This window comes from Streptomyces sp. NPDC050147 (assembly GCF_040660195.1).
Classification (GTDB): Bacteria; Actinomycetota; Actinomycetes; order Streptomycetales; family Streptomycetaceae; genus Streptomyces.
In genome coordinates, this window is sequence record NZ_JBFALJ010000036.1 from 26,875 (window position 1) to 41,501 (window position 14,627).

Genomic DNA, 14,627 nt, shown 5'->3' on the forward strand with positions numbered 1-14,627 from the left:
GAACCGTCCACTCCCCTCCCCCTCTCTTCCTCCCTTGAGCCCACCCGCCCCGGAGGGCGGGTGGGTGGGGAGCCCCGGCCGGAGGTCGGGGCAGGTCAGCCGTGCTGCCGCGTGCGACGGCGCAGGACGGCGACCCCGGAGAGGCCGAGGGCGAGCAGGGCGCCCGCTCCGGCCACGGAGGAGGCGACCGTGACGGGTCCGTCAGCCGAAGCCGCGGCGGCAGGAGCAGCCGGAGCCGCCGAGGACTCTCCACCCCGCTCCTTCGGGGCGAAGCCCCCCGCCTTGCCGGACTTCGCGTACGCGCTTCCGGGCAGCTTGTCGGCGTACGCCTCGTGCACGCGCTTCTGGTAGGCGGCGACCGAGGCGCCGCCCGCCCCCACGGCACGCACCGCGTCCGCGTCGAGCGGCAGCACCCGCCCCCGCCCCTGCACGTACCAGGCATTGATCTGCGGCTCGTGGAAAACGGTGCCTCCGGGGAGCTTGTCGGCGCCCACGCGCGCGTAGTGCGTCTCGTCGTCCCCTGTGGCGATGTTCACCACCTGCCAGGAGCTACCCTGCCTCACCGTCCACAGGGAGGCCTCCTGCCCGTCGGAGGAGACCGCCTTGCTGGCGAGGAACTCGACGCGGGCGACCGGCGCGCCCTTCTCCCCGGCGACGAACTCCGGGGAGAGGTAGCGCACGGGCACCGCCTCGTCGCCCTGCACGCGCGGGTCCGCAGCGGCCTTGCTGACGGCCCCCTCCCGCGCGAAGAAGCGGGAGAGCGTGTCGAGGGTCTTGGGGGCGCTCGCGGCGTCGTGGGCCGCCTCACGGGAGGCGGACGAAGGACCGGAGTCCGCGGTGGCCGACGGCGCGGCGAAGCCGAGCAGCAGCGTGGCGGCCGAGCCGGCGAGCGCCGCCCTCAGCAGGTGGCGGGGAAAGTCACGGGTCATCGCGCTCACGCCCCTATCCGGTACAGCGAGTGCGTCCAGGAGAAGGTGTTGTTGTTGACGTACCAGTTGTGCGAGGCCCAGTTGTAGCGGTCGCTGGAGGGCCACGGATCGCCCCAGTAGACCCAGCTGCTCGCGTCGTCGTACCCGTAGAGGACGTGCATGTGACCGCCACCGTTCGACCACTGGATGCGGGTCTCGACCGGGCGGCCCGCGTTGATCTCAGCCTGCACGGTCGGGTAGCGCAGCCAGCCGCTGACATACGAACCGGCGTTGATGCCCGCCCAGTCCAGACCGTTCTGCACGTCGCCGAGCGTGGCCTGCGAGTTGGGGCACTCGGTGTTCTGGCTGCGCCCGAAGGCGGCGTTGCAGAACTGGTTCTGGCTGTACTTCTTGCCGTAGAAGGTGGCGATCGTGTTTCCGGCCGCGGCCCAGCACCAGTTGGTCTTCTGCTGGGCCTGCATCGTGATGTTCAGGCGCTTGGCGGCGAGAGCGGACTGATCGTCGGGCGCGGCCGTGGCCGTGGCCGACGGTGCGGCGACCAGGGCGGCCGCCACGAGGGCGAGCGCGGGCAACCGTCTGCGTCCGCCGTACCTGCTGGTTCTGTGGCGCATCGCGTTCCTCCCATGCGGGGGGTGGGGTGGTGGAGGAGCGCGTCCGGACGCTGCGATTGAGCATCGAGTGTTGTCGGGTGCAGGTCAACAAGGTTCAATGCGGGATTACCTGGGCCGTGAACGTCGGCGTACGTATGTGAACACCCCTCGTACGCCCACCTGGCGGCCCGCTCCGACCGGCGCGTACGCCCGGACGGCCGATGTGAATGTTCACAGGAGGGCCTTGCGATGCGGCACGGCACACAGCTCGCGGACGGCGCGCCTGCGGACCTGGAGGCCGCCCTGCGCACCGGCCCCTTCCACGTGGCGCTGCGGGCCGCGATCGCCGCACGGCGCCTGCCCCTGCAACGCGTACGGCATCATCTCGCCCGGCAAGGCGTCAACGTCGGGGTGACCAGCCTGAGTTACTGGCAGCAGGGCGCCCGGCGCCCCCAGCGCACCGAGTCGCTCCGTGCCGTGCGCGCCCTGGAGGAGATCCTCGACCTCCCCGAGGAGTCGCTGATCCGGCTCCTCGCCAAGCCCTCCGAGCGCCCCGACTGCGAACGCCCCGCCGCCCGCTCCTACCGCTCGCTCCTGGACGCGTCCGACGTCCTCCAGGAGCTGATCACCGAACTCGGGTCACCCCTCGACGGCGGCCTGCACACCATCGGCCACCACGAGCGGGTACGGATCGGCGGGCGCCGCGAGCTGCTGGGCCGCGACTCGCAGCACGTCGTGCGCGCCCACCGGGACGCCGTCGACCGCTACCTCGCGATCTACCACGGCGACCCCGGCTGTGTCCCGGAGCGCGTCGCCGTGCACGCCCTGGAGAACTGCCGCCCGGGACGTGTGCGGTGGCACCACGAGACAGGGGTGCTCGTCGCCGAACTGCTCTTCGACACGCGCCTGCGCGCGGGCGACACGCATCTGTTCCGTTACGGCTTCGAGGACGGCACCGCGGGGACGGCCACCGAGTACTTCCGGGGCTTCACCTTCGCGGGCGGGCAGTACGCGCTCCAGGTGCGCTTCGACGAGGGGGCGCTGCCCGTACGATGCCACCGCTTCACCCAGCATTCGGCCGCCGCACCGCGCGGCGGGCGCCAGGAGCTGACGCTGAGCGGCAGCCACCGGTCGGTGCACGTCGTGGAGCCGCAGGTGCGGGCGGGGATCGTGGGGATCGCGTGGGACTGGGAGTGAACGGGCGCGCGGGGCTGGGAGTGAACGGCCGCGCGGCCGCCCTCAGCCCGCGACGATCTTGCCGTCCTCCACCTTCACCGGCAGCTCCGGGAGCGGCGTGACGGCCGGATCGTGCAGCACCTTGCCGTTCGTGGCGTCGAACTGGCTTCCGTGGCAGGGGCAGATGAGCTTGTGGCCCTCAAGCTTGTTGATGGGGCACTTGGCGTGCGTACAGATCGTGCTGAACGCCTTGTACTCGTCGTCGGAGATACGGCTCACGACCACGTTCTCGTCCTTGTAGAGCTTCGAGGCCCCCACCTTCACCTCGTCGGACGCGCCGAGGTCCGTCGGCGCGGTCGGCGCCGAACGGTTGGAGCCGCCGCCGTCGCCACCGCCGGACGAGCAGGCCACGGCCCCCAGCCCCGCGGCCGGGACGATGGCGGCGGCGCGCAGCACGGTGCGGCGGGCGGGGGGCGGCGTGCCGGGCATGGAGTCTCCACAGGTCAGGCGCTTCGGTGACGGATCAGACCCTACCGGTGGGGTGCCGCTTGCCCGCGTTGGGCGCGACCGTGCCCGAGTGCCGCCCGTACCGGGCCACGGCCGCGGGAAAGCTCTAGCCTGTGGCGACAGGCGGGGAGCACGTCCGCAACACAACACCGCAGCGCACCGACCGCATGCGCGATCGCAGAGCCGAGAGGAACCACCCGTGATAGTCGTCGCAGGAGAGGCCCTGATCGACCTCGTCCCGCAGGGCCCCACCGACGCCGGGCTGCCCGCGCTCGCCCCGCGGCTCGGCGGCGGTCCGTACAACACCGCGGTGGCACTCGGCCGTCTCGGCTCCCGCGTCGCCTTCTGCTCGCGGATCTCCACGGACGCGTTCGGCGAGGCGCTGATCGACGCGCTGCGGACCGCGGGCGTCGAGGTGTCGTACGTGCAGCGGGGCGCCGAGCCGACCACGCTCGCGGTCGCCTCCATCGGCGCGGACGGCTCCGCCGGTTACTCCTTCTACGTCGAGGGCACGGCTGACCGGCTCTTCACGGCCCCGGACCGGCTGCCCGACGACGTACGCGCGGTGTCGTTCGGCACCTGCTCGCTCGTCCTCGAACCGGGCGCGAGCGCGTACGAGGTGCTGATGCGCCGGAAGGCGGCGCGGGGCGTCTTCACCGCGCTCGACCCCAATGTCCGGGCGGGTCTGATCCCGGACGCGGATGCCTACCGGGCCCGGTTCAAGAGCTGGCTGCCGTCGGTCTCGCTGCTCAAGCTGTCCGAGGACGACGCGAGTTGGCTCGGCGGCACACCGCGCGAGTGGCTCGCTTCCGGGCCCGGCGCGGTGGTGATGACGCGGGGCGGCGAGGGTCTCACCGTCTTCACGCGGGACGGCGGGGAGTGGTCGGTGCCGGGCGAGGCGGTCGACGTGGTGGACACCATCGGCGCGGGAGACACGGTCAACGCGGCGCTGCTGCACGGGCTGCAGGCTCGGGACGCGCTGTCCGTGGAGGCCCTGAGCGCCCTCGGCGCGGACAGTTGGGGCGAGGTGCTGCGCTTCGCGGCACGCGCGGCCGCCGTCACCGTGTCCCGCGCGGGCGCGGAGCCTCCGTACGCGAAGGAGTTGGGCTGACCCAAGTGACTCAGGTGACTCACGTGAGTCGGGTGACTCGGCGTGAGGCTCTCAGCCGGTCACCGCGCGGAGGCCGCCGGGCCGGCGGCCGTTGAGGCGGTCGAGCGCCGCCGATGAGGCCTCGTCGGCGGGCAGGTGGACGACCAGACGCTGGCCGTCGGCGTCCGGCAGCGTCAGCGTCTCGTACGACAGCCGCACCGCACCGGCCTCCGGGTGCGTCAGGCGCTCGACGCCGCTCTGCCGGGGCAGCCTCGGCACGGCCTCCATCCGGTCGGCGAAGGGCGCGCCGGCCACGACGGTCAGCTCGTCGGCGAACGCCTCGGCATGAGGGTCGGGGAGCATGGACGCGGCCCGGTACACGGCGACCTGCTCGTCGGCGGCCTGGTCCCACTCGGGGTAGGCGGCGCGGGCCCGCTCGTCGGTGAACAGAAAGCGGATGAGATTGGGCCGCTCGTCGTCGAGGAGCCCGATGGGCCGCATGATCCGCTCGTAGCCCGAGGTGTAGGCGAGGACGTCGCCGAGCCGGTTGAGCAGGACGGCGGGGGTGGGCTCCAGGCGGTCGACGAGCGCCCGCACGGTGGGGCGCACCGACCGCGACGGCACGCTCGCCGTCGGGCAGCAGGGGTCGCCTCTCGTCGCCTTCTCCAGGTTGCGCAGGTGGAGGCGTTCCTCCAAAGACAGCCGCAGGGCGTCCGCGAGCGCCCCCATCACCTGCGGGGACGGGTGGCGGTCGCGGCCCTGTTCGAGGCGGGTGAGGTACTCGACGCTGACACCCGCGAGGGTGGCGACCTCCGAGCGGCGCAGGCCCGGTGTGCGGCGCCGGGGCCCGGTCGGGAGCCCGACTTCGGCGGGCGTGACCGCTTCACGGGAGGTGCGCAGGAAGGTGCCGAGCTCGTTGTCGCTCACCGGCCGAACGTACCAGCCGTCGCCCGGCCGCAGCGTGGCCCTGTCACTACCAGTCTCGGCTCGGCCTTCCTCGGGCGCGGGCGGCCTCGCATCGTGGACGGCATGACCACTGACACGAGCGCTTCCGGCACGAGCACCGCCCCGACGACCGCGCTGCCCCTCCCCACCGGGAGCTGGGAGATCGATCCGTTCCACTCCGCCGTCAACTTCACCATCCGCCACCTCGGGATCTCGAAGGTGCGGGGACGGTTCACGGAGCTGTCGGCCGAGCTGGTCGTGGGCGAGAGCGCAGGGACGTCGTCGGTGACGGCGACCATCGCCCTGGCCTCGATCGACACCGGCAACAAGGACCGTGACGCCCACGTCCGCGCGCCGGACCTTCTTGACGTGGAGCGCCGCCCCACGATGACGTTCCGCTCGACGCGGGTGCGCGGCGGCGAGGACGAGTGGACCCTGGAGGGCGAACTGACCATCGGTGACGTCACGAAGCCCGTCACCCTCGCCGTCGAGTTCGGCGGTCTCCAGGCCTTCCCGGGCGACTCCCGACGCCATGCGGGGTTCGAGGCGACCGGGGAGATCAGCCGTGGGGACTACGGGCTCGACTTCGGTACCGGGCTGCTCGGTGATGTGGTGAAGATCCAGCTGGACATGCAGTTCCTGGAGCCTGCCGACTCCCCCGCCGCTCAGGGCTGAGCCGGGCCTCAGCCGTCCGTGAACTCGCCGTGCCGGCCCGCCCCGGCGGCGAACCTGGCCGCGCCGTCCGCCGCCTCGGTGAGGGACCGCAGGCCGTGACGGAGTTCGCCCGCCATCGCCTCCTCCTCGGTCAGGCCCCCCTGCTCCTGGACGGACAGCCGGTCGTTTTGAAGGCAGGTCTGGGGGAACGCCGCGATCTCCGCGGCGAGGCGTTCGGCCGCCGCGCGGCAGGTGCCCGGCGGTACGGTCCGGTTGACCAGGCCCATCGCGAGCGCCTCCGCCGCGGGGACGGGGCGCCCGGTGAGCACCAGGTCCATGGCCCGGCTCTCGCCGATGAGCCGGGGCAGCCGCACCGTACCGCCGTCGATGAGCGGGACGCCCCAGCGGCGGCAGAAGACTCCGAGTACGGCGTCATCGTCGGCGACCCGCAGATCGCACCAGAGGGCGAGCTCCAGGCCTCCGGCGACCGCGTGTCCGGAGATCGCCGCGATGACGGGCTTGGTGAGACGCATGCGGGTCGGCCCCATGGGCCCGTCGCCCTTGTCGGTCACCTCGTTACCGGACGGTGTCCCGACGGCCTTGAGGTCCGCACCGGCACAGAACGTGCCGCCCTCGCCCCACAACACGGCGACGTGCGCGTCGGCATCCGCGTCGAAGGCACGGAACGCGTCGGCGAGGGCGCGGGCGGTGGGCCCGTCGACGGCGTTCCGCACGTCGGGCCGGGACAGCACGATGGTGGTGACGGGGCCTTGGCGTTCGCTGCGTACGGGCATACCGGCCAGGCGAACATGGGAACGGGCCGCCGGACAAGGGGAAACCCTGCCCAACGGCCCGTTCACAGCACCTCGGGGGCGCCCCGAAGGGGCGCGGGGAACTGCGCGACCAGCCACAACCCACCCGCGGATGGGCATTACCGCATCAGGCCTTACGAGCCCTGGTCGCCTTCTTCGGAGCAACCTTCTTGGCGGTGGTCTTCTTAGCGGTGGTCTCCTTGGCGGTGGCCTTCCTAGCCGTCGTCTTCTTGGCGGCAGTCTTCACCGTCGCCGACTTCTTCACCGCCGCCGAGGCCACCACCTTCTTCGCTGCGGCCTTGCGCGCCGGAGCCCGCCCCTGCGAGGACCCGTCACTGAACCGGTCCACCGCGAGGATGTCCCGCAGGAACTTGCCCGTGTGGCTCGTGGCGACCCCGGCGACCTCCTCGGGTGTGCCCTCCGCGACGACCAGACCGCCGCCGTTGCCGCCCTCGGGGCCCATGTCGACGACCCAGTCCGCGGTCTTGACGACGTCGAGGTTGTGCTCGATGACGATGACCGTGTTGCCCTTGTCGACCAGGCCGGACAGGACCGTGATCAGCTTGCTGATGTCCTGGAAGTGCAGACCCGTGGTCGGCTCGTCCAGGACGTAGACGGTGCGTCCCGTCGATCGCTTCTGGAGCTCGGAGGCCAGCTTCACGCGCTGTGCCTCACCACCGGAGAGCGTCGGCGCGGACTGGCCGAGCCTGACGTACCCGAGGCCCACGTCGTTGAGCGTGCGCAGGTGGCGGGAGATGGCCGGCACCGCCTCGAAGAAGTCGAGCGCTTCCTCGATCGGCATGTCCAGGACCTCGGCGATGGACTTGCCCTTGTAGTGGACGTCCAGCGTCTCGCGGTTGTAGCGCGCCCCGTGGCAGACCTCGCAGGGGACGTACACATCCGGCAGGAAGTTCATCTCGATCTTGATCGTGCCGTCACCGGAGCAGTTCTCGCAGCGACCGCCCTTGACGTTGAAGGAGAAGCGGCCGGGCAGATAACCCCGGACCTTCGCCTCCATCGTCTCCGCGAACAGCTTGCGGACGTGGTCGAAGACTCCGGTGTACGTCGCCGGGTTCGACCGCGGCGTGCGGCCGATGGGCGACTGGTCGACGTGCACGACCTTGTCGACGAGGTCGTCGCCCTCCACGCGCGTGTGGCGTCCGGGGACGGACCGGGCGCCGTTCAGCTCGCGCGCCAGGTGCGTGTAGAGGATGTCGTTGACCAGCGTCGACTTGCCGGAGCCCGAGACGCCTGTGACGGCGGTGAGGACACCGAGAGGGAAGGAGACGTCGATGTCCTGGAGGTTGTTCTCCCGGGCGCCGTGCACCGTCAGCCGGCGGGTGGGGTCCGCGGGGCGGCGCACGTCCGGCACCGGGATGGACTTCTTGCCCGACAGATACTGCCCGGTGATCGACTTGTCGTTGGCGAGCAGCTCCTTCATGGAGCCGCTGTGCACGACCTTGCCGCCGTGTTCACCCGCGCCGGGGCCGATGTCCACGACCCAGTCGGCGACCTTGATGGTGTCCTCGTCGTGCTCGACGACGATGAGTGTGTTGCCCATGTCGCGCAGGCGCACGAGGGTCTCGATCAGGCGGTGGTTGTCGCGCTGGTGCAGGCCGATGGACGGCTCGTCCAGAACGTAGAGAACACCGACCAGGCCCGAGCCGATCTGCGTGGCCAGACGGATGCGCTGGGCCTCACCTCCGGAGAGGGTGCCCGCCGCGCGGTTCAGGGAGAGGTAGTCCAGGCCGACGTCGACCAGGAACCGCAGCCTCTCGTTGACCTCCTTCAGGACGCGCTCGGCGATCTTCTTGTCGCGGGCGCCCAGCTTCAGCTCGGCGAGGAAGTCCGCGCAGTCGCTGATGGACATCGCCGAGACCTCGGCGATGGACTTCCCCATGACCGAGACGGCCAGGACGACCGGCTTGAGACGCGTGCCCTCACAGGTGGGACAGGGCACCTCGCGCATGTAGCCCTCGAAGCGCTCGCGGCTCGCGTCGCTCTCGGCCTCGCTGTGGCGGCGCTTGACGAAGGGGACGGCGCCTTCGAAGGCGGTCGTATAGACCCGCTCGCGGCCGTACCGGTTCCTGTAGCGCACCTCGATCTGCGTCTTGTGGCCGTTCAGCAGGGCCTTCTTGGCGCGCTGCGGGAGTCCGGCCCAGGGCATGTCGGTGGAGAAGCCGAGGGCGTCGGCGAGCGCGCCGACGAGCCGCCCGAAGTACTCCTTGGTGTGGCCGTGCGACCAGGGGTGGATGGCGCCCTCGTCGAGCGACTTGTCCTCGTCCGGGACGATCAGCTCGGGGTCGACCTCCATGCGCGTACCGATGCCGGTGCAGTCCGGGCAGGCGCCGAAGGGCGAGTTGAAGGAGAAGGAGCGGGGCTCGAGCTCCTCGAAGGACAAGTCGTCGTACGGGCAATAGAGGTGCTCCGAGTACAGGCGCTCGCGTTCGGGGTCGTCCTCGGGGAGGTCGACGAAGTCGAGCACGACCATGCCGCCGGCGAGGCCGAGCGCGGTCTCCACGGAGTCGGTCAGGCGGCGCTTGGCGGAGTCCTTCACCGTGAGGCGGTCGATGACCACCTCGATGGTGTGCTTCTCCTGCTTCTTCAGGGTGGGCGGCTCGGAGAGCTGGATCGTCTCGCCGTCCACGCGGGCGCGGCTGTAGCCCTTGGTCTGGAGGTCGGCGAAGAGGTCGACGAACTCGCCCTTGCGCTCGCGCACCAGCGGCGAGAGGACCTGGAAGCGGCTGCCCTCCGGCAGTTCGAGAACCTTGTCGACGATGGCCTGCGGCGACTGCCGGGCGATGGGACGGCCGCACTCGGGGCAGTGCGGCTTGCCGATGCGCGCGAAGAGCAGGCGGAGATAGTCGTAGACCTCGGTGATGGTGCCGACCGTGGAGCGCGGGTTGCGCGAGGTCGACTTCTGGTCGATGGAGACCGCGGGCGAGAGGCCCTCGATGAAGTCGACGTCCGGCTTGTCCATCTGGCCGAGGAACTGCCGGGCGTACGAGGACAGCGACTCCACGTACCGCCGCTGGCCCTCGGCGAAGATCGTGTCGAACGCGAGCGAGGACTTGCCCGACCCGGAGAGCCCGGTGAAGACGATGAGGGAGTCGCGCGGGAGGTCGAGCGAGACGTTCTTGAGATTGTGCTCGCGCGCGCCACGGACGATGAGACGGTCGGCCACGCCGGTCCGCACCTTTCTTGAGAGAAGTGACAGGGGCGGGACCCCCGTCGTTCACAGACTAGGGCGAGCCACTGACAACGCCGGGGCGGTCGCCCTGGTTGATAACAAAACCGGGCCACCAAGAATGCCCGGTGCCGCACTCGACCATATAGCACGTGCATTCGATTTGCGGTGCTGCTCAGATGCCTTCACCCGAACGTGTGGCGCGACTATCGTCGGGCGCATGATTGATCATGTGCGCGACCTGGCGTCTGTACGTGACGCGACCGACCGGCTGCTCAGCGCAGCCGCGAAACTGAACAACGATTCGACTGCCGAGCCGTCACGCCTTCCGGGCTGGACCCGCGGCCATGTCCTCGCTCACATCGCGCGGAACGCGGACGCGCTCGTGAATGTGCTGGCCGGGCGGCCCATGTACGTCAGTGGTGACGCACGCGACAACGACATCGAACGTGACGCGCCCCGGCCGCTGACCGAGCAGCTTGCGGACGTACGCGAGTCCGCGGAGCGCTTCGAGGCCGCGGGCACGATCCCCGCGGACTGGTCCCGGACCGTCGAGCTGCGCAACGGCGTCACGGACTCTGCGGCGAACGTGCCCTTCCGGCGGTGGATCGAGGTCGAGCTGCACCACGTGGACCTCGGCATCGGCTACGAGCTTGAGGACCTCTCGGAGGAGTTCACGCAGCGGGAGATCAACTTCCTCGCCAACCGCTTCCGGAACGCCCCGGGGCTGCCCGCGCTGATGATCAAGCAGGACGACGGCCGGGGGCTCTGCACGGGAGCCGTGGAGGGCGTCACGCTGGAGCAGATCAAGAGCGGCTACGAGTCCCCCGTGGACATCACCGTCAGTGGCCGCCAGGCCGACCTCCTCGGCTGGCTCTCCGGCCGTCGCGACGGCTCCGCGCTGAGGGCCGAAGGCGGGCTCCTGCCCTCCCTGCCGCCGCTATAGGCTGAGGTACATGACGTACAGCGGAGCAGTGAAGGTCGGCGGCGGCGCGGACGTGCACGAGCTGCAGGACCTGATGATCTCGAAGGTCGCGGTCGGCCCGATGGACAACAACGCCTATCTGCTGCGCTGCCGGGCCACGGACGAACAGCTTCTGATCGACGCGGCGAACGACGCCGAGACGCTGCTCACGCTGATCGGTGACGACGGCATCATGTCCGTCGTCACCACCCACCAGCACGGCGACCACTGGCAGGCACTCGCCGCGGTCGTCGAGGCCACCGGGGCCCGGACCTACGCGGGCCGCGAGGACGTCGCCGGCATCCCCGTACCCACGGACGTCCCGCTCTCGGACGGCGACACCGTGAACGTCGGGCACGTCTCCCTCACCGCGCGCCACCTGGTGGGTCACACCCCGGGCTCGATCGCCCTCGTGTACGACGACCCGCACGGCCACCCGCACGTCTTCACCGGCGACTGCCTCTTCCCCGGCGGCATCGGCAACACGCACCAGGACCCGAAGGCCTTCGCGAGCCTGCTGCACGACGTCGAGACGAAGATCTTCGGCACGCTCCCCGACGAGACCTGGGTCTACCCCGGCCACGGGAGCGACACGACGCTGGGCGCCGAGCGCCCGCACCTCCAGGAGTGGCGTCAGCGAGGCTGGTGAGCCCCGTACGGCGACGGGCTCAGGCCGCGCCGACCAACGCCGCCACCCGTTCCACCGCGAACGCGTACCCCTGCACACCGCACCCCGCGATGACACCGTCGGCGCGCTGGGAGACGTACGAATGGTGCCTAAACGCCTCCCGCTGATGGATGTTGGAGATGTGGACCTCCAGCACCGGCATCCCGTCACAGGTGTTGAGCGCGTCCAGGATCGCGACTGACGTGTGGGAGTAAGCGGCCGGGTTGATGACGATGCCCGCGTGGTGCTCGCGCGCCTCGTGGATCCAGTCCACCAACTGACCCTCGTGGTTGCTCTGCCGCAGATCCACGGTGCCGCCGTGCGCGGCCGCCGCCTTGGCGCACAGCGCCTCCACGTCGGCGAGGGTGTCGGAGCCGTAGATCTCGGGCTGGCGCTGACCGAGCAGGTTCAGGTTGGGGCCGTTCAGGATCATGATCGGGGCGTTGGCAAGGGTGCGCGTCATGCCGTCAGCGTACTGAGGAGGCTCCCCGCGCCTCCGCACGCCCCCGTGACCGGCCGTCACAGCGGGTAGTTGACGCGGCATGCGCAAGAGCCACTCCCCCGCCGGGCCACCTTCTCCGCCCAGACCCCCGTCGCTGGCCCGGATCGCGGCCGCCTCGCTCGCCGGGACCGCCATCGAGTTCTACGACTTCTTCATCTACGGGACGGCCGCGGCCCTCGTGCTCGGGCCCCTCTTCTTTCCGACCTTCTCTCCGCTCGCGGGAACTCTCGCCGCCTTCGCGACATTCGGAGTGGGCTTTGTGGCGCGGCCCCTCGGGTCCGTCCTCTTCGGGCACATCGGTGACCGGCGCGGGCGGCGGCCCGTGCTCATGATCTCGCTGCTCCTGACCGGCCTCGCCACGGTCGCCGTCGGCTGTGTGCCCACGTACGACTCCATCGGGATCGCCGCTCCCGTGCTGCTCCTTGTGCTGCGGTTCCTGCAAGGTCTTGGGCTCGGCGGGGAGTGGGGCGGGGCGGTGCTTCTGACCGCCGAGCACGCGCCGCCCGAGCGGCGCGGGCTGTGGTCGAGCTTTCCGCAGATGGGGCCGCCCTTCGGGTTCCTGCTTGCCAACGGGATCATGCTGGTGCTCTCGGCGACCCTCACCGACGCGCAGTTCACCTCCTGGGGGTGGCGCGTGCCGTTCTGGGCGGCGGGCCTGCTCGCGGCGGCCGGGCTCGCGCTGCGGTCGTCCCTCGCGGAGAGCCCGAGCTTCCTGGAACTGCGGGAGCACGCGCGCGTGCCGCTCGCCGAGGTGGTGCGCGAGCACTGGCGGCTCGTGCTGCTCACCGCGGGCGCGCTCGCCGTCGGGTACGCGGTGTTCTACGCCGTGACGACGTGGTCCCTCGCCTACGCGGTGGAGCGCCTCGACGTGAGCCGTACGGTCATGCTCACCTGCATCATGGCGGCGGTCGTGGTGAAGGGCGCGGTGACGCCCGTGGCCGCGATGCTCGGTGACCGGTACGGACGGCGGCCCCTGTGTCTGCTGGGGTGTGCGCTCTGCGCGCTCTGGATGTTCCCGATGATCGCGCTGCTCGCGACCGGCGAGCCGCTGCTGATGTTCCTCGGCTTCCTGGTCGCGATGCTCGCGTTCATCACGATGTTCGCCGTGATCGCCGCGTATCTGCCCGAGCTGTACGAGCCGCGGGTGCGCTGCACGGGCGCCGCGGTGGGCTACAACCTGGGCGGCGTACTCGGTGGCGCGCTCACGCCGATCGTGGCGACGGCGGTGGCGCGGGGCGAGGGGACTCCGTGGGGCGTCGCGGCGTATCTGACGGCCGTGGCCCTGCTGAGCCTTGGCTGCTTCGCGCTGTTGCCCGAGACGCGCCCCGCTCCAAAACCGGCCCCTGCCACGGCGTGACCGACGGGCGTACGTGGACCTCGTGGTCCTCAGGGCGTGACCGCGAGCTCCAGGTACGCCGCGAACAGCACCAGGTGCACACCGCCCTGCAGCAGAGTGGCGCGCCCTGGCACCACCGTGAGCGTGCCGACGATCACGGTGAGCGCGAGCAGCACCATATGGGTCGGGCCGAGTCCGAGCACCAGCGGCCCGGAGAGCCAGACCGAGGCGACGGCGACGGCCGGGATGGTCAGGCCGATGCTGGCCATCGCGGACCCGAGGGCGAGGTTGAGGCTGGTCTGCACCCGGTCGCGGCGGGTGGCGCGCAGGGCCGCGATGGTCTCCGGCAGCAGCACGAGCAGCGCGATGATCACGCCTACCACGGAGTGCGGCATGCCGGCGCTCTCCACGCCGGACTCGATGGTCGGCGAGACCCCCTTGGCGAGGCCCACCACGCCGATCAGGGCGAGGGCGAGCAGACCCACGCTGATCAGGGCGGAGCGGGTGGAGGGCCCACCGGCGTCCTCGGAGTCGATCACCTCGCCCTTGCGGGTGATCGGCAGGAAGTACTCGCGGTGCCGCACGGTCTGCGTGGTCACGAACAGGCCGTACAGGACGAGTGAGGCGAGGGCGGCGAAGGTGAGCTGCGCGGTGGAGAACTCCGGTCCCTGCTTGGTCGTGGTGAAGGTCGGCAGGACCAGGCTGAGGGTGGCGAGCGTGGCGACGGTCGCGAGGGCGGCGCCGGTTCCCTCGGACTGGAAGACGACGACGCGATGGCGGAGCGCGCCCACCAGGAGGCACAGGCCGATGATGCCGTTGCAGGTGATCATCACGGCGGCGAACACGGTGTCGCGGGCCAGCGTCGCGCTCTTGTCGCCGCCGTCGATCATGAGGGTGACGATCAACGCGACCTCGATGACCGTCACGGCGACCGCGAGGACGAGCGAGCCGAAGGGTTCACCGACGCGGTGCGCGATCACCTCGGCGTGGTGCACGGCGGCGAGCACGGCCCCGGCCAGCACGAGCGTCACCACGGCCACGACCACGCCGGGCAGATCGCGTCCCCAGGTGAGGGCGAGCAGGACGACGGCGAGGACCGGCACGACCGCGGTCCACTGCGTGGCGAGTGCCCGGAGCCGAGTGATCATGCCTTCGATGCTGCACTGCCCTCAGCGGGCACGCGACCGGGACGGAAACGGCACGGGCAGTGGCCCGCGGCATCCGCCGCGGGCCACTGCCCGTGCTGGTAACTCCTGCGTTCGACGCCG

Annotated in this window: 14 protein-coding genes; 6 read left to right on the top strand and 8 right to left on the bottom strand. The window is 71.0% G+C overall.

Annotated features, from left to right (window positions below; genetic code table 11):
• Nucleotides 1-95: 95 nt before the first annotated feature.
• Together AB0I94_RS38100 and AB0I94_RS38105 are read right to left on the bottom strand one after the other, a co-directional pair.
• Nucleotides 96-929, bottom strand: a complete 834-nt coding sequence (locus tag AB0I94_RS38100; RefSeq protein ID WP_363314432.1) for a hypothetical protein — start codon at nucleotides 927-929, stop codon at nucleotides 96-98.
• 5 nt (nucleotides 930-934) lie between these two features.
• Nucleotides 935-1,540, bottom strand: coding sequence for a papain-like cysteine protease family protein (locus AB0I94_RS38105; RefSeq protein ID WP_363314374.1), 606 nt, complete (start codon nucleotides 1,538-1,540; stop codon nucleotides 935-937).
• A 228-nt stretch (nucleotides 1,541-1,768) separates the two neighbouring features.
• Here AB0I94_RS38105 and AB0I94_RS38110 point away from each other — a divergent pair, with 228 nt between their 5' ends.
• On the top strand, nucleotides 1,769-2,716 hold the full coding sequence (locus tag AB0I94_RS38110) for a hypothetical protein (protein ID WP_363314375.1): 948 nt from the start codon (nucleotides 1,769-1,771) through the stop codon (nucleotides 2,714-2,716).
• Between the two features lie 42 nt (nucleotides 2,717-2,758).
• Here AB0I94_RS38110 and AB0I94_RS38115 read toward each other — a convergent pair whose 3' ends face one another.
• Nucleotides 2,759-3,184: a Rieske (2Fe-2S) protein gene (locus AB0I94_RS38115; RefSeq protein WP_363314376.1), complete on the bottom strand. Its 426-nt coding sequence runs from the start codon at nucleotides 3,182-3,184 to the stop codon at nucleotides 2,759-2,761.
• Between the two features lie 217 nt (nucleotides 3,185-3,401).
• Here AB0I94_RS38115 and AB0I94_RS38120 point away from each other — a divergent pair, with 217 nt between their 5' ends.
• Nucleotides 3,402-4,313, top strand: a complete 912-nt coding sequence (locus AB0I94_RS38120) for a carbohydrate kinase (protein WP_363314377.1) — start codon at nucleotides 3,402-3,404, stop codon at nucleotides 4,311-4,313.
• Between the two features lie 51 nt (nucleotides 4,314-4,364).
• Here AB0I94_RS38120 and AB0I94_RS38125 read toward each other — a convergent pair whose 3' ends face one another.
• Nucleotides 4,365-5,219 (bottom strand): helix-turn-helix transcriptional regulator, encoded by an 855-nt coding sequence (locus AB0I94_RS38125; protein ID WP_363314378.1) that lies wholly within the window; start codon nucleotides 5,217-5,219, stop codon nucleotides 4,365-4,367.
• A 102-nt stretch (nucleotides 5,220-5,321) separates the two neighbouring features.
• Between AB0I94_RS38125 and AB0I94_RS38130 the strand changes: the two genes are divergently transcribed.
• On the top strand, nucleotides 5,322-5,912 hold the full coding sequence (locus tag AB0I94_RS38130; RefSeq protein WP_363314379.1) for a YceI family protein: 591 nt from the start codon (nucleotides 5,322-5,324) through the stop codon (nucleotides 5,910-5,912).
• Between the two features lie 8 nt (nucleotides 5,913-5,920).
• Here the strand turns inward: AB0I94_RS38130 and AB0I94_RS38135 are convergent, their stop codons facing one another.
• Together AB0I94_RS38135 and uvrA are read right to left on the bottom strand one after the other, a co-directional pair.
• Nucleotides 5,921-6,685, bottom strand: a complete 765-nt coding sequence (locus tag AB0I94_RS38135; protein WP_363314380.1) for a crotonase/enoyl-CoA hydratase family protein — start codon at nucleotides 6,683-6,685, stop codon at nucleotides 5,921-5,923.
• Nucleotides 6,686-6,830: 145 nt separating this feature from the next.
• Nucleotides 6,831-9,887, bottom strand: coding sequence for an excinuclease ABC subunit UvrA (gene uvrA, locus AB0I94_RS38140; RefSeq protein WP_363314381.1), 3,057 nt, complete (start codon nucleotides 9,885-9,887; stop codon nucleotides 6,831-6,833).
• Between the two features lie 223 nt (nucleotides 9,888-10,110).
• Between uvrA and AB0I94_RS38145 the strand changes: the two genes are divergently transcribed.
• Together AB0I94_RS38145 and AB0I94_RS38150 are read left to right on the top strand one after the other, a co-directional pair.
• Nucleotides 10,111-10,836 carry a maleylpyruvate isomerase family mycothiol-dependent enzyme gene (locus AB0I94_RS38145; protein WP_363314382.1) on the top strand — a complete coding sequence of 242 codons (726 nt, stop codon included), beginning with the start codon at nucleotides 10,111-10,113 and terminating at the stop codon, nucleotides 10,834-10,836.
• Between the two features lie 10 nt (nucleotides 10,837-10,846).
• Nucleotides 10,847-11,503 (top strand): MBL fold metallo-hydrolase, encoded by a 657-nt coding sequence (locus AB0I94_RS38150; RefSeq protein ID WP_363314383.1) that lies wholly within the window; start codon nucleotides 10,847-10,849, stop codon nucleotides 11,501-11,503.
• A gap of 19 nt (nucleotides 11,504-11,522) precedes the next feature.
• Here AB0I94_RS38150 and aroQ read toward each other — a convergent pair whose 3' ends face one another.
• Nucleotides 11,523-11,984, bottom strand: coding sequence for a type II 3-dehydroquinate dehydratase (gene aroQ, locus AB0I94_RS38155; protein WP_363314384.1), 462 nt, complete (start codon nucleotides 11,982-11,984; stop codon nucleotides 11,523-11,525).
• Nucleotides 11,985-12,063: 79 nt separating this feature from the next.
• On the opposite strand from aroQ, the gene AB0I94_RS38160 reads away from it, so the two are divergent.
• Nucleotides 12,064-13,380: an MFS transporter gene (locus AB0I94_RS38160; protein ID WP_363314385.1), complete on the top strand. Its 1,317-nt coding sequence runs from the start codon at nucleotides 12,064-12,066 to the stop codon at nucleotides 13,378-13,380.
• Nucleotides 13,381-13,409: 29 nt separating this feature from the next.
• Here the strand turns inward: AB0I94_RS38160 and AB0I94_RS38165 are convergent, their stop codons facing one another.
• Complete coding sequence (locus tag AB0I94_RS38165) at nucleotides 13,410-14,507, bottom strand: ionic transporter y4hA (RefSeq protein WP_363314386.1); 1,098 nt, start codon at nucleotides 14,505-14,507, stop codon at nucleotides 13,410-13,412.
• Between the last annotated feature and the right edge of the window lie 120 nt (nucleotides 14,508-14,627).

What these genes read in the sequence shown, in the direction of transcription:
- AB0I94_RS38100 (WP_363314432.1), bottom strand. Translation starts at nt 929, where the DNA reads ATGACCCGTGACTTTCCCCGCCACCTGCTGAGGGCGGCGCTCGCCGGC.
- AB0I94_RS38105 (WP_363314374.1), bottom strand. Translation starts at nt 1,540, where the DNA reads ATGCGCCACAGAACCAGCAGGTACGGCGGACGCAGACGGTTGCCCGCG.
- AB0I94_RS38110 (WP_363314375.1), top strand. Translation starts at nt 1,769, where the DNA reads ATGCGGCACGGCACACAGCTCGCGGACGGCGCGCCTGCGGACCTGGAG.
- AB0I94_RS38115 (WP_363314376.1), bottom strand. Translation starts at nt 3,184, where the DNA reads ATGCCCGGCACGCCGCCCCCCGCCCGCCGCACCGTGCTGCGCGCCGCC.
- AB0I94_RS38130 (WP_363314379.1), top strand. Translation starts at nt 5,322, where the DNA reads ATGACCACTGACACGAGCGCTTCCGGCACGAGCACCGCCCCGACGACC.
- AB0I94_RS38135 (WP_363314380.1), bottom strand. Translation starts at nt 6,685, where the DNA reads ATGCCCGTACGCAGCGAACGCCAAGGCCCCGTCACCACCATCGTGCTG.
- AB0I94_RS38145 (WP_363314382.1), top strand. Translation starts at nt 10,111, where the DNA reads ATGATTGATCATGTGCGCGACCTGGCGTCTGTACGTGACGCGACCGAC.
- AB0I94_RS38150 (WP_363314383.1), top strand. Translation starts at nt 10,847, where the DNA reads ATGACGTACAGCGGAGCAGTGAAGGTCGGCGGCGGCGCGGACGTGCAC.
- aroQ (WP_363314384.1), bottom strand. Translation starts at nt 11,984, where the DNA reads ATGACGCGCACCCTTGCCAACGCCCCGATCATGATCCTGAACGGCCCC.
- AB0I94_RS38160 (WP_363314385.1), top strand. Translation starts at nt 12,064, where the DNA reads ATGCGCAAGAGCCACTCCCCCGCCGGGCCACCTTCTCCGCCCAGACCC.
- AB0I94_RS38165 (WP_363314386.1), bottom strand. Translation starts at nt 14,507, where the DNA reads ATGATCACTCGGCTCCGGGCACTCGCCACGCAGTGGACCGCGGTCGTG.